Origin of the sequence: Arsenicitalea aurantiaca, assembly GCF_003994485.1 — a bacterium.
Classification (GTDB): Bacteria; Pseudomonadota; Alphaproteobacteria; order Rhizobiales; family Devosiaceae; genus Arsenicitalea; species Arsenicitalea aurantiaca.
The window spans coordinates 384,656-402,536 of the sequence record NZ_RZNJ01000003.1 but is presented as its reverse complement, the minus strand read 5'-3'; the positions used below and the strand labels follow the sequence as shown (position 1 = coordinate 402,536).

At 65.8% G+C, this 17,881-nt stretch carries 17 protein-coding genes and 1 tRNA gene; 11 read left to right on the top strand and 7 right to left on the bottom strand.

All coding sequences use genetic code 11. The features are described from left to right. Both EMQ25_RS10555 and EMQ25_RS10550 read right to left on the bottom strand, forming a co-directional pair. Positions 1-912, bottom strand: coding sequence for a lytic transglycosylase domain-containing protein (locus tag EMQ25_RS10555; RefSeq protein WP_158626043.1), 912 nt, complete (start codon positions 910-912; stop codon positions 1-3). A 53-nt stretch (positions 913-965) separates the two neighbouring features. Then, positions 966-1,727, bottom strand: a complete 762-nt coding sequence (locus EMQ25_RS10550; RefSeq protein WP_127188534.1) for an SDR family NAD(P)-dependent oxidoreductase — start codon at positions 1,725-1,727, stop codon at positions 966-968. A gap of 194 nt (positions 1,728-1,921) precedes the next feature. Between EMQ25_RS10550 and EMQ25_RS10545 the strand changes: the two genes are divergently transcribed. Both EMQ25_RS10545 and EMQ25_RS10540 read left to right on the top strand, forming a co-directional pair. Then, a tRNA-Phe gene (locus EMQ25_RS10545) sits at positions 1,922-1,997 on the top strand. Between the two features lie 269 nt (positions 1,998-2,266). Continuing rightward, a complete protein-coding gene (locus EMQ25_RS10540; protein WP_342210643.1) occupies positions 2,267-2,899 on the top strand; it encodes a cysteine hydrolase family protein in 633 nt (210 codons plus the stop codon). Here EMQ25_RS10540 and EMQ25_RS10535 read toward each other — a convergent pair. Continuing rightward, a complete protein-coding gene (locus EMQ25_RS10535) occupies positions 2,887-3,819 on the bottom strand; it encodes a dihydrodipicolinate synthase family protein (RefSeq protein WP_127188533.1) in 933 nt (310 codons plus the stop codon). The two genes, EMQ25_RS10540 and EMQ25_RS10535, sit on opposite strands and share 13 nt — an antisense overlap. 112 nt (positions 3,820-3,931) lie before the next feature. Here EMQ25_RS10535 and EMQ25_RS10530 point away from each other — a divergent pair, with 112 nt between their 5' ends. From EMQ25_RS10530 to fdhD, 7 genes are all read left to right on the top strand, one after another. Further along, entirely contained in the window at positions 3,932-4,579 is a 648-nt protein-coding gene (locus EMQ25_RS10530; RefSeq protein ID WP_127188532.1) for an RraA family protein, read from the top strand. Beyond that, positions 4,579-5,313, top strand: a complete 735-nt coding sequence (locus tag EMQ25_RS10525) for a FadR/GntR family transcriptional regulator (RefSeq protein WP_127188531.1) — start codon at positions 4,579-4,581, stop codon at positions 5,311-5,313. Before EMQ25_RS10530 ends, EMQ25_RS10525 begins: the two co-directional genes overlap by 1 nt. Before the next feature lie 23 nt (positions 5,314-5,336). Beyond that, positions 5,337-6,311 carry a tripartite tricarboxylate transporter substrate binding protein gene (locus EMQ25_RS10520; RefSeq protein WP_127188530.1) on the top strand — a complete coding sequence of 325 codons (975 nt, stop codon included), beginning with the start codon at positions 5,337-5,339 and terminating at the stop codon, positions 6,309-6,311. Between the two features lie 4 nt (positions 6,312-6,315). Continuing rightward, positions 6,316-6,792 (top strand): tripartite tricarboxylate transporter TctB family protein, encoded by a 477-nt coding sequence (locus tag EMQ25_RS10515; RefSeq protein ID WP_158626042.1) that lies wholly within the window; start codon positions 6,316-6,318, stop codon positions 6,790-6,792. Further along, entirely contained in the window at positions 6,789-8,279 is a 1,491-nt protein-coding gene (locus EMQ25_RS10510; RefSeq protein WP_127188528.1) for a tripartite tricarboxylate transporter permease, read from the top strand. The genes EMQ25_RS10515 and EMQ25_RS10510 overlap by 4 nt, the downstream gene beginning before the upstream one ends. 81 nt (positions 8,280-8,360) lie before the next feature. Then, positions 8,361-10,664 carry an FdhF/YdeP family oxidoreductase gene (locus EMQ25_RS10505; RefSeq protein WP_127188527.1) on the top strand — a complete coding sequence of 768 codons (2,304 nt, stop codon included), beginning with the start codon at positions 8,361-8,363 and terminating at the stop codon, positions 10,662-10,664. Then, entirely contained in the window at positions 10,657-11,490 is an 834-nt protein-coding gene (gene fdhD / locus EMQ25_RS10500) for a formate dehydrogenase accessory sulfurtransferase FdhD (protein ID WP_127188526.1), read from the top strand. Before EMQ25_RS10505 ends, fdhD begins: the two co-directional genes overlap by 8 nt. A 26-nt stretch (positions 11,491-11,516) precedes the next feature. Here the strand turns inward: fdhD and EMQ25_RS10495 are convergent, their stop codons facing one another. Continuing rightward, entirely contained in the window at positions 11,517-12,215 is a 699-nt protein-coding gene (locus EMQ25_RS10495) for a hypothetical protein (RefSeq protein WP_127188525.1), read from the bottom strand. A gap of 240 nt (positions 12,216-12,455) precedes the next feature. On the opposite strand from EMQ25_RS10495, the gene EMQ25_RS10490 reads away from it, so the two are divergent. Continuing rightward, positions 12,456-13,367 (top strand): acetamidase/formamidase family protein, encoded by a 912-nt coding sequence (locus EMQ25_RS10490; RefSeq protein ID WP_127188524.1) that lies wholly within the window; start codon positions 12,456-12,458, stop codon positions 13,365-13,367. A gap of 64 nt (positions 13,368-13,431) precedes the next feature. Here the strand turns inward: EMQ25_RS10490 and EMQ25_RS10485 are convergent, their stop codons facing one another. Further along, positions 13,432-14,607 carry a coiled-coil domain-containing protein gene (locus EMQ25_RS10485; protein ID WP_127188523.1) on the bottom strand — a complete coding sequence of 392 codons (1,176 nt, stop codon included), beginning with the start codon at positions 14,605-14,607 and terminating at the stop codon, positions 13,432-13,434. Positions 14,608-14,765: 158 nt separating this feature from the next. Between EMQ25_RS10485 and EMQ25_RS10480 the strand changes: the two genes are divergently transcribed. Further along, the gene (locus tag EMQ25_RS10480) at positions 14,766-16,133 is read left to right on the top strand and encodes a cytochrome P450 (RefSeq protein WP_192895655.1); all 1,368 of its coding nucleotides are present in this window, start codon (positions 14,766-14,768) and stop codon (positions 16,131-16,133) included. A 2-nt stretch (positions 16,134-16,135) separates the two neighbouring features. Here the strand turns inward: EMQ25_RS10480 and EMQ25_RS10475 are convergent, their stop codons facing one another. Together EMQ25_RS10475 and EMQ25_RS10470 are read right to left on the bottom strand one after the other, a co-directional pair. Continuing rightward, positions 16,136-16,861 carry a FadR/GntR family transcriptional regulator gene (locus tag EMQ25_RS10475; protein ID WP_158626041.1) on the bottom strand — a complete coding sequence of 242 codons (726 nt, stop codon included), beginning with the start codon at positions 16,859-16,861 and terminating at the stop codon, positions 16,136-16,138. A 28-nt stretch (positions 16,862-16,889) separates the two neighbouring features. Continuing rightward, positions 16,890-17,816, bottom strand: coding sequence for a dihydrodipicolinate synthase family protein (locus EMQ25_RS10470; protein WP_127188521.1), 927 nt, complete (start codon positions 17,814-17,816; stop codon positions 16,890-16,892). Positions 17,817-17,881 lie beyond the last annotated feature (65 nt).

The window sequence follows — 17,881 nt, the reverse complement described above, 5'->3', positions numbered from 1 at the left end:
CTATTCCCCGTTGCGCTGGACGATACAGGTGCCACCGCTGCGCGTGAGTGCGGTGCAGAGCGCCTGCGCCTCCTCGCGTGTCTGGCGGCCCACCATGGCCGAGAAGCGCTGCCGCGTCCCGAAGCTCGGATTGCGCACGGTGATCAGCATGAGCTTTTCCTGCCCGAGGACGCTCTGGTGTCTGTCCCGAACGCGCTCGAAGGCGCCGCTCGCCTGCTCGCGCGAGAAATGCTGGGCCAAGAGCACCCCCCAGGGCTGCCACTCCCCCGGTGTCGGCCCGAATTCGGGCATCGGCACCGCCCGCGCCATCTCGATGCAGGCGGGCTCGAACGGGCGTTCGGGGTCGAGCGTATAGTCGGCCGGCTCCGGGGTCTCCGCACGCCAGTGCTCGACGCTTCGCCCGGTGATGATCCTGACATAGTCGCGTGTTTCGAGCGGCAGGCCGCCCCCTTGCGCGACATAGCGCGACATTCGCCCCTCGCCGCCATTATAGGCGGCGGCGGCCAGCCCCAGATTGCCGAACTTGTCGTTGAGGAAGGCGAGGTACTCGGCTGAACGCGCAAGGGCCTCTGCCGGGTCGAACGGATCGCCCAGAGCCCGGAGGCGGGCCGTGCCCGGCATAAACTGGGCGATGCCCTGTGCCCCGACCGGGCTGATGGCCGTCGGGTCGAATCGGCTCTCCTGCCAGATGAGGCGCGCAAAAAACCCCTCGGGCAATCCGTTGCGGATGGCGAGCCGTTCGATCGCGCGGCACACGTCCCGGGTGTAGTCCGCCTCACCGATGCAGATCTCGTCGCCCTCGAGCGCGTGGCAGCGCCGCCGGTCCTCTTCGGGTTCGGCCAGCGTGGGCGCCGTCGGTGCGGCCAGCAGCAGGGCCACGATCAGCAGTCTCAACCCCGCCGGTCGGGGCATGTCGCGCTCCTCCCGATGTGCGGAGACCCGTGACGGGCCTCCGCGCGCGTTTATCAGCTCATCAGCTGACCGCCATTGACGTCGATGATCTGGCCGGTGATGTAGCCGCTCATGCTTTCCGAGCAGAGAAATACATAGGCACCCACGCATTCCTCAGGCGTGCCGAGCCGCCCCATCGGGATCTGCTGGGCGATCTGCTTGCGCGTTTCCTCGGGCGTCGAATCATGGAACGGCGTGACGATGAACCCGGGCGCGACGGTGTTGACGCGAACGTTGAACGGCGCGAATTCGCGTGCCGCATTGCGCGTGATCGAGTGGACCGCCGCCTTGGCCGAGGCGTAGACCGTGGAGCCGCCATAGCCACCCATGCGACCCGCGACCGAGCCGGTATTGACGATCGCGCCTTTGCCCTGCGCCTTGAGGTAGGGGAGGGCGGCCTTGGTCACCGCCAGCACCGAACGCACGTTGAGGTTGTAGACCTGGTCGAAAAGATCGTTCGAGAAGGCTGCATTGGTCACGCGCTCGACCATCGCGCCGGCATTGTTGATCAGAATGTCGAGCCCGCCGAGCCCGTGCGCCGCTTCCTCGACGATCCGTGCGCAGTCTTCGGGCTTGCTCACATCCCCGAGCACCCTGATCGCCGTGCCGCGCGCCGCGATGATGTCGTCGACCACCTGCTGCGCGGCATCCGCATTGGAGTGGCCATGCACGGCAACCGCAACGCCGAGCCGCGCGAATTCCCGCGCCAGTGCGGCGCCTATGCCCGTCGAGGATCCGGTAATGAGTGCGCGCTTGCCCTTGAGATCGTCCAGCACGTCGGTTCTCCAGTGTTCTTTGCTGTTCACCCCCAGCTTGGGCGATAGCGCGGGCCGGTGCAATGGCTCTCGGGGCCCCTATTGGCGAGCAGTGTGAATTGCGCACGGCAATTGCGCTTTGCCCCCTTGCGCCCTCAAAACCTTCACCCTATAAACCGCGAGCCTTACGGCGCGGCTTCGCTTCGCGCCCGAGCGCCCAGGTAGCTCAGTTGGTAGAGCAGCGGATTGAAAATCCGCGTGTCGCTGGTTCGATTCCGGCCCTGGGCACCATTTCTTCTCTCCCCACCCACTTTGACTTTCGTCCGCTGGCTTCGCGCGGCGATGGACGCATTTGCTGCGGAACGGATCGGGTTGCAACGGGTTCTGCCTCCGACCCTCGCAACCAATGAAGAGATCACGCGCCATGATCCGGACTGCCGCCCTCTCCGCCCTGTTCTTTGTCTCGATGACGGTGCTCGTCGGCGCCTACAGCCTCGTGCCGGCCTGAGACGGCTGACCCTTGATAGGGCGCTGCAACCCGGAAGGGCAGCGCGCATTCGGTGAGCAAGGAGTGCGCCTTGGATCCCGACCGCCTTTTTTCAGACCCCGATCGCTGCGCCCATATCTGCGTGGATATGCAGCGCATGTTTGCCGAACCCACGCCTTGGCACGCGCCTTGGATGGTGCGTGTCATCCCAGCCATCGCGGCGCTCGTCGAACAGCAGGCGGCCCGCACGATCTTCTCGCGCTTCATCCCGGCCGACCGGCCAGAAAGCGCTCCGGGCGCCTGGCAGGCCTATTACAGCCGCTGGCCCATGATGACGCAGGCGGTGCTGCCGCCGGACCTCCTCGATATCATTCCAGCGCTCAGCATTTTCAGCCCGCCCGCGCGAATTGTCGACAAGCAGGTCTATTCTCCCTGGCTATCGGGTGCGCTCCACAGCCGATTGCAGGCAGACCATGTCCACACGCTGGTCGTGACCGGCGGGGAAACCGAGATCTGCGTGCTGGCCACCGTCATGGGCGCGATCGACCTGGGCTATCGCGTCGTCATCGTCTCCGACGGCGTCTGCAGCTCCGCCGACGAGACGCATGACGCGATGCTCGCCATCTATCGCAGCCGGTTCGGCCAGCAACTCGCGGTTCTGGACATGGCGGAAGTCCTCTCCGCCTGGGCCCCTCAGCCCAGATAGCGCGCTTCGGTCTCGCTCAGGCGCTCGTAGAGCCGGTCCATTTCGGCAAGACCGAATGGTGTGGGACGAAGTGTGCCGAAACGGTCGAAGCTGTCCTCGAGACCAAGGCGTCTCGCCATGAATTGCCGGCCATAGCAGAGCAGCACGTCGATCGAGCGGTTCATGAAAACGATGAGCGGCAGCAATTCGGTCTCGATCGCCTCGGCCTCCGCCCGCGCCTCTTCGGTGCCTTCCGCCCAGAGCCGGTCGATCCGGATCTGCAGCGGCAGGCAGTCGGGTGCGGGGATCAGCCCGTGCGCGCCCGCGCGCAGGAGCCGCGTATGCTCGATCCCGCCATGACCGCCGAAACTGCGCAGGCTCGCCCGGGTGGCATCGATCAGCGGCTCGGCGGTTACGACGGGCCCCTCCGCCTTGGCAATGGTGATGGCCGGCACCGCCTCGTGGAGGCGGATGAGCCCGGCGGCGGAAAAGGCATTCTTCAGATGCTCCGGGTTGTTCTGTACCCCGAGCGGGCAGGCGAGACCCTCTGCGATTGCAGCAAAGAACGCGATGAGTTCGGCCTCGCCCAGGACGGTCTTCAATGGCGGTTGCAGGATCAGCCAGTCCGCCCCGGCCTCGAGCGCCGCGTCGGCAAAGGCGCGTTGCTCGTCGACGGTTTCCCCGGTGATCGTTACCGAATAGGGGCACTCTCCCCCAAGACGCTGGCCCACGCTGCGCGTCAGCGCCAGCCGCTCGCGCGCATCCATGCGATGGGATTCGGTGACGAGACCCAGTACGGCGACGCCATCGGCGCCCGCCTCGAGCACATGGCCGACCTGCAGGTCCATCGCCCTGTGGTCGAGCCGGCCGTCCCCATCCCAGAACGCATAGAGCATGGGATAGACCCCGCCGATTTCTGCAGCTGCACCGGTTTTGCTCAAGCCCAGTCCTCCCAAAAATGATTCATCAGATGAATCCTTGTCAAAGCTCTAGCCCTGTGAGAAGGTCCCCGCAACACCAAAAGGCAGCGCCAAGCCGATCCGAGGGAGAATCATGGCTACACTTACCGAGCGTCTCGCGGACTGTTACTCCGGGGTCATCTATGACGTGATGCGCGACATGGGGCTTGCTGCCGCCGTGCTGCCCTCCGACATCCGTCCCCTCGACCCCGAGGTGAAGATCGCCGGACCCGTCTTCACCATGCGCGGCCGCCCGGACAAGACCGTGGATGCGCATGCCTCGCTGCTGGCCTGGACCGGCTTCCTCTCCAAGGCCCCCTCGGGCCACGTGGTCGTCTGCCAGCCTCAGGATTCGGTGCGCGCGCTGATGGGCGAGCTCTCGGCGGAAACCCTGAAGCACCGCGGCGTGCTCGGCTATCTCGTCGATGGCGGCACGCGCGACGTGAGCTTCATCAAGGCGATCGGCTTCCCGGTCTTCTGCCGCTACACGACCCCCATCGACATCGTCGCGAGCTGGATCCCCGAGGCGTTCGACGAACCGGTCACCATCGGCAACGTCGTCATCAACCCCGGCGACTACATCCTGGGCGATCAGGATGGCACGGTCGTCATCCCCAAGGACCGTGCCGAAGAGATCATTTCCCGCGCCGAAGCGGCGATCAGCACCGAAAACCTGGTGCGTGCCGCAATCCTGCGCGGAGAGGATCCGCAGCAGGCCTATCTGCAATACGGCAAGTTCTGATGGCGCCTTCGCAGGACAATCCTGCGGCCGCCCGCAATCTGGGCAAGGGCAAGATCGCGACGGCGGTCGCCATATTGGGCGAGCGCATCGTTGCGGGAGATTTCGCGCCCGGCCGGCCGCTGCCGGTCGAGGCCGATCTCGCCCAGACCCTCGATGTCGGCCGCAGCGTCCTGCGCGAGGCAATCAAGGTGCTGGCGAGCAAGGGCATGGTTTCTGCCAGGCCCCGGCTCGGCACCATGATCCTGCCGCGCAGCCAGTGGAACCTCTTTGATCACGACGTGCTGCACTGGATGCTCCGGCCCGGCCTCGTCGAGCCGGGATTGCTGCGCGACATTCTCGTCGCCCGCGCGATCATCGAGCCCCAGGCGGCACGGCTCGCCGCGATCAATGCCACCATGTCCGACAAGGCCAACATCCGCGCAGCTTTCCGGGCCATGGCCGAATCCGTCGGCGATCCGGACGCATCGGTGCGCGCCGACATCCAGTTCCACACCTCGATCCTGGAAGCATCGCACAATGCGATCCTGCACGCCTTTTCACCGGCGCTGACGGCGATCCTGTCCGCCTTCTTCCAGATCAGCATCCAGAACCCGGAAATCTTTCCCGGCAACCTTCCGGCGCACGAACGCGTGGCCCGGGAGATCGACGCGGAAGATCCTGAGGCGGCCCATGCCGCCATGCTCGACGTCCTCGGCTACACCGAGGCGGACCTCACAGAGCGCCTGAAGCTCTGATCATCGATACCGGAGGAGATTTCATGAAACTCACCAAGCTTGCCCTTCTGACCGCAGCAATCCTTGCCGGCGTCTCGGGCCCGGCGCTCGCGCAATACCCCGAGCGTCCCATCACCATGATCGTCGCATGGGCCGCCGGCGGCGGCACCGATGCGGTGGCGCGCGCGCTTGCCGCACAGCTCGAAGCCGAGCTCGGCACGCCGGTGAACGTCGTCAATCGCACCGGCGGCGCCGGCGTCATCGGCCATACCGAAATCGTCAATGCTCGTCCCGATGGCTACACGATCGGGCTCGCCAGTGCCGAGCTCTCGACCTATTACTGGTCCGGCACGGCCCAGTTCACGGCAAATGACGTGACCCCGATCGCGCTCGTCAACCTCGACGCATCGGCGTTCAACGTTGCAGCGAACAGCGAATGGCAGGACCTCCGTTCCGCCCTCGATGCCATCGCCGAAGCGCCTGCAGGCACCTATAAGCTCTCCGGCATGGCGCCCGGCGCGGCTTATCACCTGGCCTTTTCGAGCCTGCTGAACGCCGAGGGGATCGACCCCAACACCATCACGGTCGTGCCGAGCCAGGGCGCGGCACCCGGCTTCCAGGAGCTGGCTGCAGGCGGCGTCGAAATCGTCCCGTCCTCCCTGCCCGAAGCGACGGCCATGATCGATGCCGGTCAGGTCAAGACCCTTGCCGTGCTCGCTTCGGAACGCCTCGAGGCATTCCCCGACGTGCCGACTGTCGAAGAAGCCATCGGCCGCCCCTTCGCCGGGGGCACCTGGCGCGGCATCGTGGCCCCGGCCGGCATTCCGGACGAGGCGCGCGACCGTCTGATCGCAGCGGTGGAGACCGTCTGGAACTCCGAAGATTTCCAGAGCTTCATGAGCGAACGCGGTTTTGGCCTCACATACCTCTCGGGCGACGATTTCGGTGCCTATCTGGCCGAGCAGCACGAGCAGAATGGCGAGGTCATGGGACTGCTGGGCCTGCGTCAGCGGGACTGATCGCATGCTCAAGGTCAGCGATCTGGGTTCGGGGCTGGCAATTGCCGGCCTCGGGCTCGCCATCATCGTACAGGCGCAGGGCTTCCCGTCCGTCGGCGCGTCTCCGGTCAGCCCGGCCTTTTATCCGGGCCTGATCGGGACGGTGCTGCTCGGGTGCGGGCTGGCGCTGGCGCTGGGGAGCCTCTTGAAGAAGGAGGCCATGCCGCTGGGCGTACTGCCGGAATGGCTGCGCCGCCCGGGCAACATCCTTGCGGTGCTCGCGGTCCCCGCGGCCATCATCGCCTATGGCCTCTTGAGCCCGGTGCTCGGGTTCCTCGCCACGGCCTTTCTCGTCACGCTCGGCCTCCTCGTCGCCTTCCGCGTCAACTGGCTCTGGAGCCTTGGAACCGCCTTCGTCCTGTCGGGCCTGCTGCATCTGGTCTTCGTCGTCCTGATGCGCGTGCCGCTGCCCTATGGCTTCATCGAGGCGCTGCTGCCATGAACTTCATCACGGCCATCCAGACCGTCTTCGAGCCCTTCACCCTGACGGTCATCGTCGCATCGGCGATCTTCGGGCTCTTCGTGGGCTCGATGCCCGGGCTGACGGCGACCATGGCCGCCGCGCTCCTTGTTCCGCTGACCTTCTACATGGATCCGGTGCCGGCGATCGGCGCCATCGTCACCTGCTCGGCCATGGCGATCTTTGCCGGCGACATACCGGGCGCGCTCCTGCGCATCCCGGGCACGCCGGCTTCTGCAGCCTATGTGTCGGAAGCCTACCAGCTGGGGCGCAAGGGACAGCTGTCCCGCGTCCTTAGCGTCAACCTGATCGCCTCGGCGATCGGCGGCATCTTCGGCACGCTCGTGCTCATCATGCTCGCCCCCCAGCTGGCGCAGGTCGCACTCCGCTTTTCCAGCTACGAATATTTCTGGCTCGCGCTGATCGGCCTCTCGGCCGCGACGCTGATCAGCTCGTCCAATCCCATCAAGGGACTGACCGCGCTCTTTCTTGGTCTCTTCCTCGCGGTTGTCGGGCTCGACGTGGTCACGGGCCTCCCGCGCTACACGTTCGGCACGGTCGACCTCATGGGTGGCGTGTCCCTCATTGCCGCGCTGATCGGGCTCTTTGCGGTTGCCGAACTCTTCCGCAAGGCCGCCACCATCCATGAAGACCTTCCGCCTCCCGCGCAGGTCACGGGCGCCATCCTGCCCCAAGGGCTGTCGGCGATCGCTCAGTACCGCTGGAACGCGCTGCGCGGGAGCACCATCGGCACCTTTCTGGGCATCCTGCCCGGAGCGGGCGCCGATATCGCCGGCTGGATTTCCTATGCGGTTTCCAAGCGCTTCTCCAAGACCCCCGAGAAGTTCGGCACCGGCCACATCGAAGGCGTCGTCGACGCCAGCGCCTCCAACAATGCGTCTCTGGGCGGCGCCTACGTCCCCGCGCTCGTCTTCGGCATCCCGGGCGATTCGATCACGGCGATCGTCATCGGCGTGCTGCTGATCAAGGGCATGAATCCGGGTCCGACCGTCTTCACCCAGAGCGGCGACATCGTCTCGGCCATCTTCGTCGTCTTCATCCTCGCCAATCTCCTGCTCATCCCGCTGGGGCTGCTGGCGATCAAGGCGGCGCGGCACGTGCTGCGCATCAACCAGCGCATGCTGCTGCCGATCATCCTGATGTTTTCGATCGTCGGGGCATATGCGGTCAACAATTCCGTCTTCGATCTCTGGATCGTCCTCGGGCTCGGCCTGCTCGGATGGATCATGGAAGAGAACGGCTTTCCGATCGCGCCGATGGTGCTGGGGCTCGTCCTTGGCAAGATCGTCGAGGAGAGCTTTACCAATTCCATGATCAAGGCAGGCGGCAACGTTATCGCCTTTATCGATCGGCCGATCGCGGCGACGCTCGCCTTCGTCTTCTTTGCCATCTGGATCGTGCCGTTCGTGCTGCGCCTCGCGGGCAGGCGGGTCCCGCGCGCAAGCTGATCTCGATTAGGCTCATGGGCCGGTGCATCCACACCGGCCCATGAGGCGTTGGCCCCTCGCGAGCAGTCTCGAGGAGCGCCCATGTCCCGCAAGATCAAGATCGAACCCTACAAGGGTCCAGCCGGTGGATGGGGGTCGATGCATTCCGTCGCCCGCCACATGAAGGATGAGGGCATGCTCGTGCGTGGGGCTCCGGTTCTCGCCAAGCAGAACAAACCCGATGGCTTCGCCTGTGTCAGCTGCGCCTGGGCCAAGCCCGATCCCGCCCATCCTGCCGAATTCTGCGAGAACGGCGCCAAGGCGACATTCTGGGAGCTCACCTCGGAGCGCAATCCGCCCGAGGCATTCCTGCGCCATACGGTGAGCGAGATGCGCGGCTGGAGCGATTACGAGCTCGAGAAGGCCGGTCGTCTGACCCACCCCATGCGGTTCAACCACGAAACCGACCGCTACGAGGCCGTGGGCTGGGACGAAGCCTTTGCCGAAATCGGCGCCGAGCTCGCCGCGATCCGTCAGCAGGATCCCAAAGGCGTCGTCTTTTACACCTCGGGTCGCGCGTCGCTCGAAACCTCATACATGTATCAGCTGTTCGCCCGCCTCTACGGCAACAACAACCTGCCCGACAGCTCGAACATGTGCCATGAGTCCACCTCCGTGGCCCTACCTGAAAGCATCGGGGTCGCGGTCGGCACGGTGACGCTCGAGCATTTCGAGAAGGCGGACGCGCTCTTCTTCTTCGGGCAGAATGTCGGCTCGAACAGTCCGCGCATGCTCCACCAGCTCGAAGAAGCCAAGAAGCGCGGCGCCGCGATCGTCAGCTTCAACCCGCTGCGCGAGCGCGGTCTCGAGCGCTTCACCAATCCCCAGGATCCGGTCCAGATGGCGACCCGTGGCGAGACGCGGATCAGCGACGCCTATCACCAGGTGCGCCCGGGCGGCGACATCGCCGTGCTCGCCGGCATGAGCAAATGGCTTTTCGAAGCCGATCTGCGCGCCACCGCCGATGGCGAAGATCCCGTGCTCGACCATGACTTCCTTGCCGAGCACACCCATGGCCTCTCTGCATTCCGCGACTTCATCGAGGCGCTGGACTGGAATGACCTCGAGCGCGAGGCGGGCCTGTCACGCGACGAGATCGAGGCGGCCGCACGCATCTACGCTTCGGCCAACGGCGTCATCGGCGTCTACGGCATGGGCCTCACCCAGCACAGACTGGGCGTCGATACCGTGCAGATGCTCGTCAATCTCCTCCTCCTCCGGGGCAATGTCGGCAAGGATGGCGCCGGCATCTGCCCGGTTCGCGGACATTCGAACGTGCAGGGCCAGCGCACGGTAGGCATTTCGGAGAAGCCCGAACTCGTGCCCCTCGACCGGCTGGCCGAACAATATGGCTTCGAGCCGCCTCGCGAGGAGGGGATGAGTACCGTCGATGCGTGCAGGGGCATCATCGAAGGGCGCGTCTCGGCCTTTCTCGGGCTCGGGGGCAATTTCCTGCGTGCCGTACCCGAGCGCGAACTGATGGAAGCCAACTGGCCGCGGATGCGCCTCAACGTCCAGATCGCGACCAAGCTCAACCGCAGCCATCTCTTCAACGGCAAGCGCGCCTATCTCCTGCCTTGTCTCGGGCGCACCGAGCATGACGAGCAGGCGACCGGGCCGCAGGTGGTGACGATCGAAGACAGTACCTCCTGCATCCGCGTGTCAAAGCCCGTCCATCCCCCTGCAAGCGAGATGCTGCGCTCTGAGCCCGCCATTGTCGCGGGCATCGCCATGGCGACCTTGCCAGACAACCCAAATGTTCCCTGGCGGGATTGGGTGGGGGATTATGCGCGGATCCGGGAGGCCATTGCCGGGACCTATCCCGACATCTTCCACGACTTCAATACGCGCATGTTTGAAAAGGGTGGCTTCCGCAAGCCTGTGCCCGCCGACGAGCGGGTGTGGAAGACCGATACCGGCCGCGCCAACTTCAAGCTCCCCAAGGCGCTGGGCGCGAGCTTCGACAATGGGAACGATGACACGGTGCTTCGCCTCATCACCCTGCGCAGCAACGACCAGTTCAACACCACGGTCTATGGATATCGCGACCGCTTCCGCGGCATCGAAGGGACACGCATGGTGGTTCTGCTCAATGGCGAGGACATGGAGCGGTTCGGTATCCGCGATGGCGAGATGCTCGGGATGGAAACGGCAGTGGGTGACGGCGTAATCCGTCGCATGTCCGGCTTTCGGGCGACCCGCTACGATATCCCGAAGGGCAGCTGCGGCGCCTACTATCCCGAATGCAATGCGCTGGTCCCCCTTTGGCAGTACGCCGAAAAGAGCAAGGTTCCTGCGGCCAAATCCGTACCGGTCCGCCTCCTCAGGGATTTGGCCCATGCATGACCCGGTAACCCAGAGACCGTCGCGAAAATGGCGCGGGGCCTGGATGGAGGACGTGCGGACCGTGCCGGAAGAAACCGCGGTCGCGATCACCTGCAACGGCACGAGCCAGGCGGTAATGATGGCAACGCCTGCCGATCTCGAGGATTTCGCAATCGGATTCGCTCTGACTGAAGGGCTTATCGAAAATCCAGCAGAAATCGAACGTATCGAGATCGTTCCGCTCGATCTTGGCATCGAAGCGCGGCTCTGGGTGATCGAGGCGCGAGCCGACGCCCTGCAACGCCGGCGACGCCGGATGGCGGGCCCGGTCGGATGCGGGCTTTGCGGCATCGAGAGCCTCGTTGAAGCCATGCGACCCGTCGCAAGGGTTGCCGAGCGGGGGTGGATCACTCCCAATGAGATCGTGGAGGCCATGGCAGGCCTGCGGCCCCTGCAGGCACTCAATGCGGCGACTCGCGCAGTGCATGCGGCCGCGTTCTGGCAACGGGGCAGGGGGATTACGACTATCCGCGAAGATGTGGGGCGTCATAACGCCCTCGACAAACTTGCCGGAGCTTTGGCTCGGGAAGGCGTCCCCTCATCTGGTGCATTGTTGCTCACGAGCAGGCGCTCGGTCGAGATGATCCAGAAATCCGCGCGGATCGGGGCCGAGATCGTGGTTGCCGTTTCGGCGCCAACAGCGCTCGCCATCCGTGCGGCTGAGGAGGCCGGCATCACCCTTGTCGGGGTTGCGCGCGCGGACGGCTTCGAGGTCTTCACCCACACCCACCGCATTGTCGATTGTGCAGAAGTCGAAGCGCTGCAGCAAAAAGCCGTCCCTGCGTGAGGGACGGCTTCTGATTATCGCTGAGGTCAGGGTGTCGTAGGCGCTGCTGCCCCATCCTGGTCGACACTGGCTGAGCGCGACTGGGCGATGACGTCGACCAGCAGATTGTCGGGATACTGCCGGCAGGTCTCGAGGATGGACTCGAGCGACAGCGCCCCGCCCGAGAACGTCGCGCCGGTCATTGCGCCCGCGCCGCCCGCATTCATGCCCGCGTCTGCTCCGGCCTCCGCGCCCGCATTCTGGCCGGCGCCCGGCGTCGATCCGTCAAGGGGCGCCTGTGCGGCATTGTCGGGGCTCATCGGGCCGTCGCTCGGCTGGGACACGGCAGCGTCGGCACCTGCCGCAGGTGCGCCATCGGCCGCGACGGGCGCCTGGGCGGCATCGTCTTCCGCCATGGGCCCGTCATCGGGCATGCCGGCTTCGTTCGGCGAGTCCTGGGCTGCTTCTGCAGCACCGCCGGCTGCAGCGCTTTCGGCGGGCGTAATCCCATGCGCCCGGGTCAGGGCTTCTTCATACCCGGCCTGGTAGCCCTCGATATAGGCGGTCGCGGCGGACTGGTCGAGCGTCATGAAATCCGAGCAGGCCGTGCCTGCGCCGATGACCCCTGCATGTCCGGCTTCTACGCCGCCTGCGCCCTGGTTCTGCTGGTTCGGACCCGCATCCTGGGCTGCGGCGACGCCGGTGCCAAGCATCAGCGCGCTCGCGATGAGAATGTGCAGTTTCATGGTTGTCCTCCATTGTGGTTCTTGTTTTTTCGGAAGGACCCGATCCTTGGGCCTCGTTTCCCAACCCGCGAGGTCCGAGGCAGTTTCATCACGAGACAATCTGCACGTCTGCCTGGCGGGAAATGCCCGGCCGGCCGAGGGTTTGCGGTCGGGCCGGGAGCCACATCCTGTCGCAGGTTAACCCCGGGCGATTGCGGACTGGGGCTGGATCGTCGGGCAAATCGCGGCAATAGTGGCGTCATGACAGAGCATCGCTTCACCCCCACTGCCTATCACAACGTCCTCGGCACCCTGCCGCCCGCGCTGCGGATCCGGAGCGGGGACACCGTGGTCACCGAGACCCTCGACGCTGCGGGATTCGATCGCGAAAGCGTCCAGCGCGCTTCGAGCCCCAACCCGACGAACGGCCCGATCCATGTGGAGGGCGCCGAGCGTGGCGATGCGCTCCGCGTCGAGATCCTCGCCATGCGGCCGAACCGGGACACCGGGTGGACGCGGCAGTCGCTTGCCGCCAACGTCGTCGATCCAGAGACGGTCCGCCAGCTGCCGAGGCCCGACAAGGCGATCTGGGCAATCGACCCGGATGCGGGCACGGTGAAGCTGAAGGAAAACCTGCCCGGGCTTGAAAATCTCGTCTTGCCGCTTGCCCCGATGATCGGCTGCTTCGGGGTTGCGCCCGAACTCGGGCAGGCCTTCTCCACCGCGACCAGCGCCGCCAATGGCGGCAATATGGATTATCGCGGGTTCGGGCCCGGCTGCACGGTCTGGTTTCCGGTGGCAGCGCCGGGCGCGCTCTTCTTTCTTGGCGATTGCCATGCCGTGCAGGGCGATGGAGAGATCGTCGGCACCGGTGTCGAGACCAGTTTCGAGGTCGAGGTTCGCCTGACCGTCGAGAAGGGCCGCCATCTCGGCTGGCCGCGTGGCGAGACTGCCGAGGATATCTTCACCGTCGGCAATGCCCGGCCGCTCGATCAGGCGCTCCAGCACGCCACGAGCGAGATGCTTGCGTGGCTGACGAGCGATTACGGGCTCTCGCCGATTGCAGCGAGCCATCTGCTCGGACAGGTCGTGCGATACGACGTCGGAAACGTCTACGATCCGGCCTACACCATGGTCTGCCGCGTCGCCAAACGCTGGCTGCCGAAGCGCTGAACCGCCGGTCTCGCACAAAAAAGGCCCCGCATGCGGGGCCTTTGGCGTTTGAGGTGTCTGCCGCTCAGTTGAGGCGGGAGAACTCGAGCCCCGAAAGGATGCAGTTCTCGCCGCCGCTGCCGACCGTGAAGCCGGCCTCGCTCGGTTCGATCTCGCAGCTCATCGGGAAGCTCGCCGTACCGAGGCTGCCTTCGGCCTGATCGAGAACCAGCGTATCGTCCTCGAGCGTGTAGCTGCCCGTGACGTCCCCATCCGCGGCGGCCGCAAAACCCTGGCTCATCGTAAAGGTGCCATCGGCTGCAAAGCTCGCGCTGATCATGCGGCCACTGGCTGACCGTCCGACATAGCGGCCGGGTGCAAGACCCGCTTCGGTGGCGACGGCGATGCTGGAGGTGCGGGCCTGCGCTGCGGCGATCTGATCTTCGAGCCCGGCAAGCTCTTCGCCACGCGTGGCGAGGTTCGCCGCAAGTTCGGTGATCTGCTGCTGCAACTGGGCCCGCTGGGTCTCGGAGCGCTGAACTTCCTCGGTCAGCGTGGTGTTGCGCTCCTCCAGTTCGGCAACGGCGGTCTCTAGCCCGACGCGGCTTTCGGAAAGTTCGGCCTCCACACGGCGCGCCTCGGCGATCTGCTCCTGCGCGGCGGCCTCGGCCGACCGTGCTTCCTGCAGGCGCTGCTCAAGCGACGCGACCTGCTCGGAGCTTGCCGAAGCTTCCTGGGTCAGCTGTGCGATGGTCTGGCGGACCGCGGCTTCGTCGGCACGTGCGGCTTCGAGCCGCGCTCCGACATCATTCAACTCGGAAGCCCGCTGCGCCACTTCATCCTGCGAAGCGGCAAGGCTCTCATTGGCCTCGCCGAGGTTCGCCCGGGCGGTCTCGAGTTCGCTCGCCGCGGTGTCGAGTTCGCCCTGGCGCGCTGCAAGGGTCTCCTCGAGCTCTGCAAGCGCGGTCGTCGCGGTCTCGAGTTCGGCCTGCGCGGCATCGCGCTCGGCGGTGACGCTTGCAAGCGCTTCCTCGGCCGAAGCGATCTCCGCCCTCAGGCCTTCGAGCGAAGCGGAGGCTTCTCCCTGTGTCTGCAATTGCGAGGCGAGCTCTGCCCGCTGCGCCTCGGCGGCGGCGAGCCGGGTTTCGGCGTCGCCTCTCTGGGCGTTCGAATTTGCCCACATGATGACAAAGGCGAGCCAGCCGATGGCGGCCAGGATCAAGAGGCTCAGCGGAAGCGGTTCGCGTAGGCGAGACATCATCGAATTTGCCATCCCAAATTGGTAACAGCCTGGGCAACGGCTTGTCCATGGCCTTGGTTGCGCCGCATTCGGGCCCCCGGTCGATCATTTCGAGGCGATCCCCTCGCATTCCCCAAACGAGCCTCTAGGTTAGGGGCGACACTGCGAGGATCTGCCCGATGAACCTGCCCCTGCGTCAGCCGCTACCCCCGACGATTGCGCCGCACACCAAGCCGCTATCGATCGGACAATCGATCAAGGCGGCCCGGCGCAACGTCCTCGAGATCATTCCGGCCATCGCTTACCGGCAGCCCATCGTCACCGGCCGCATGGCCATGGCGCGCTGGCACATGGTGCAGGAACCGGCGGCGCTGCGTCGCGTGTTTCTGGACAATGTCGCGAATTACCCCAAATCCGAGGTGATGCTGCGCATGCTGCGTCCCGCAGTGGGCGATAGTCTCTTTACGCTCGAGGGCGCGGAATGGCGGTGGCAGAGGCGCGCCGTCGCCCCGGTCTTCGCCCAGCGCAACGTGGTGGCGCTGGCGCCGGTGATGACTGCGACCGCCGAGCGCGCCACCGCGCGCCTGATGGCGGCCGGCGGGCAGGCCGAAATGGTCGAGGAGATGCTTTCGGCGACCTTCGACGTCATCTGCGAGGTCGCCCTCTCGGGCCGCGAGCATTTCGATGCCAAGACCTATGGCGCGGCGATCCTTCGGTATTTTGAAACCGCGGGCAAGGCATCGCTCCTCGATTTTCTCCGCGTTCCGGGCTGGGTGCCACGTCCGGGCGAACTGCTCGGGGCGGGGGCGGTCCGCACCATGCACGACATGGTCGCCCGCGCCATCGAGGAGCGCCGCCGACAGGTGCAAGGTGGTGCGGACGATCTGCTCGACCATATGCTCTCGGCGCGGGACAAGGAGACGGGCCGCACCATGACCCCCGAGGACCTGCTGCACAACATGCAGTTCTTCATCGTTGCCGGGCATGAGACGACGGCGCTGGCGCTCTCCTGGTCGCTCCTGATGCTCGCCCAGCACCCCGAACTGCAGTCTCGCGCACGGGAGGAGGCACGAGGCGTCCTCGGCAACCGGGCCGCAGGTGCGGACGATCTCGAGCATATGCCATTCATCAGCCAGGTGCTCGAGGAGGCGATGCGGCTCTACCCGCCCGTCGGCATGCTCGCCCGCGAGGTTCTGGCCGACGACAGACTTGCGGGCCGGGACATCCACGCCAATGACGTGCTCTTCCTGCCGATCTATGCGCTCCATCGGCACGAGCTCTACTGGGAACGCCCCAACGCCTTCGACCCCGATCGGTTCTCAGCTGAGGCGAGGGCCGGCCGCGACCGCTATCTCTACCTGCCCTTCGGCGCAGGGCCGCGCGTCTGCGTCGGCGCCAATTTCGCGATGATGCAGGCGCAGATCATTCTGGCGACGCTGCTTGCGCGCTTCGCCTTCGATATGGGCGAGGGCCCGCTTCCGCTGCCCACCATGTCGATGACCGTGCGTCCAGAGCCGGGCGTGACGCTCCGGGTTGCCCCGCTCTGAGGCTACTGGCCGACGAAGACCCGCTTGCGCGCGCCTTCGATATGGGCCCGCATGCGTGCCCGCGCTGCCTCGGGATCGGAATTCCGGATCGCTTCGAGAATGCCTTCATGCTCTGAGATAGCAATGCCGAGCCGCTGCGGGGTAGGGCGGTGCGAGAGGGTCGCGGCGATCGACATGCCGACGCGGATGGCCCGCGTCACCGACTCGATGGTGCGCTGGTAGTAATCGTTCTCGGTCGCGCGCGCGACCGCGAGGTGGAACGAGATGTCTTCGTCCGCCCCGAGCCGGTTCTCGTCGATGCAGGCCCGCATGGCGACCAGCGTCTGCTCGATCTCCCCGATCCGCGGGCGGGTATGGCGCGAGGCGGCAAGGTAAGCCGCTTCCCCTTCCACCCCGACGCGAAACTCGTAGCAGCGCTGCAGGTCCGCGACGCTCCCGGGCTCCGCGAAATCGACCACCCGCTGGCTCGGGGCGCCGATCACATGCGTGCCCGAGCCCTGCCGCGAGGCGATGAGGCCGTCGATCCTGAGGCGCAACAGCGCCTCGCGGATCACCGTACGGGACACCCCGAACTGGTCGGCCATCTCGATTTCGGTGGGCAGCCGCGTGCCGCGGGGCCATTCATTGGCGGAAATCCGCTCATAGATCTGCTGATAGACCGTATCGCTCAGCGTTCGCCCACCGCCGCTCCCCTTGAGGGGTGGATTTGGGGGGGCGAATTCAATCATCGCGTCGGGCGCTCCATTGTCGGACCAATCACCCCGGGTTCTGGCAGGTCTTGTCGAGGGCGACAAGGCCATCCACTACACCCTGCACCTCGGAAAGCCGGCCCTGCGGCACATTGCCCGCCATCGGGAGGATCGGCCCCATGTTCGCGATGCCCGACAGCGTCACCGCGTCGTGCATCACCGAAAAGCCGTTGATCGCGGCCCGAACCTTCTCGAAGGCAAGGAACGGGGCGGCGAGCGCGGTGGCACGCGCCATATCGCCGGCCCGATGCGCGGCAAGCAGCGCCATGGCCGCGCGCGGGGCAATGCAGACCCCGCCTGACGTATAGGTGCGCACCCGGTATTCGGGCAGGTGCACATGGATCGGCGTCTCGCCCATGCCGCTCGCGATGATGTCGGGGCCGATCGCACTGCAGAGGTCGGAAAGATAGGCGTCGCCACGCGGATCGGTACGCTCGACCGCGTATTTGACGAAGTTGACGGCGCCGTCCTTCACCAGCGAAGCGACGCGGTCGGGCGCGAGATAGTGCTCGCGCTTGATGTAGAGGATCAGCGGGCCGCCCAGCCGGTCGGCCGCCAGCCTCAGCCCCTTTTCGATCCCTTCGGGATGGGTCGGAAACGTCATCGGCAGCGCCATCACGCCGGCAAAGCTGTGATCCTTTAGCCTGTCCGCCTCGTCGAGCAGCTTGCCCAGATCCGGGCCGATCGAAACGATGACGTCGGTCGCTGCACGCGGCGCCTCGGCCAGCAGCGCCATCAGCGCATCGAACCGCCCGAGGTCGAAATGATAGAGATTGGCATTGCCGCCATAGAGCAGGGCCCCGACGCCGCCTGCCTCGATATGGGCGATCAGCTTGCGGTTTTCCCCCTCGGCCAGCTCGAGACGGTCGGTCCATGCGACCGGTGGCACGGCGACGACGGTCCGGCCCAGGCGGCTGGCGATCTCTGCGGACATTGCGGCACTCCTCATTTCCATCATGCCTTCCTCATAAATTTGTATAATGAATTTGTAAATGACTG

What these genes read in the sequence shown, in the direction of transcription:
- EMQ25_RS10555 (WP_158626043.1), bottom strand. Translation starts at nt 912, where the DNA reads ATGCCCCGACCGGCGGGGTTGAGACTGCTGATCGTGGCCCTGCTGCTG.
- EMQ25_RS10520 (WP_127188530.1), top strand. Translation starts at nt 5,337, where the DNA reads ATGAAACTCACCAAGCTTGCCCTTCTGACCGCAGCAATCCTTGCCGGC.
- EMQ25_RS10495 (WP_127188525.1), bottom strand. Translation starts at nt 12,215, where the DNA reads ATGAAACTGCACATTCTCATCGCGAGCGCGCTGATGCTTGGCACCGGC.
- EMQ25_RS10475 (WP_158626041.1), bottom strand. Translation starts at nt 16,861, where the DNA reads ATGATTGAATTCGCCCCCCCAAATCCACCCCTCAAGGGGAGCGGCGGT.
- EMQ25_RS10530 (WP_127188532.1), top strand. Translation starts at nt 3,932, where the DNA reads ATGGCTACACTTACCGAGCGTCTCGCGGACTGTTACTCCGGGGTCATC.
- EMQ25_RS10480 (WP_192895655.1), top strand. Translation starts at nt 14,766, where the DNA reads ATGAACCTGCCCCTGCGTCAGCCGCTACCCCCGACGATTGCGCCGCAC.
- EMQ25_RS10515 (WP_158626042.1), top strand. Translation starts at nt 6,316, where the DNA reads ATGCTCAAGGTCAGCGATCTGGGTTCGGGGCTGGCAATTGCCGGCCTC.
- EMQ25_RS10490 (WP_127188524.1), top strand. Translation starts at nt 12,456, where the DNA reads ATGACAGAGCATCGCTTCACCCCCACTGCCTATCACAACGTCCTCGGC.
- fdhD (WP_127188526.1), top strand. Translation starts at nt 10,657, where the DNA reads ATGCATGACCCGGTAACCCAGAGACCGTCGCGAAAATGGCGCGGGGCC.
- EMQ25_RS10470 (WP_127188521.1), bottom strand. Translation starts at nt 17,816, where the DNA reads ATGTCCGCAGAGATCGCCAGCCGCCTGGGCCGGACCGTCGTCGCCGTG.
- EMQ25_RS10485 (WP_127188523.1), bottom strand. Translation starts at nt 14,607, where the DNA reads ATGATGTCTCGCCTACGCGAACCGCTTCCGCTGAGCCTCTTGATCCTG.
- EMQ25_RS10525 (WP_127188531.1), top strand. Translation starts at nt 4,579, where the DNA reads ATGGCGCCTTCGCAGGACAATCCTGCGGCCGCCCGCAATCTGGGCAAG.
- EMQ25_RS10510 (WP_127188528.1), top strand. Translation starts at nt 6,789, where the DNA reads ATGAACTTCATCACGGCCATCCAGACCGTCTTCGAGCCCTTCACCCTG.
- EMQ25_RS10505 (WP_127188527.1), top strand. Translation starts at nt 8,361, where the DNA reads ATGTCCCGCAAGATCAAGATCGAACCCTACAAGGGTCCAGCCGGTGGA.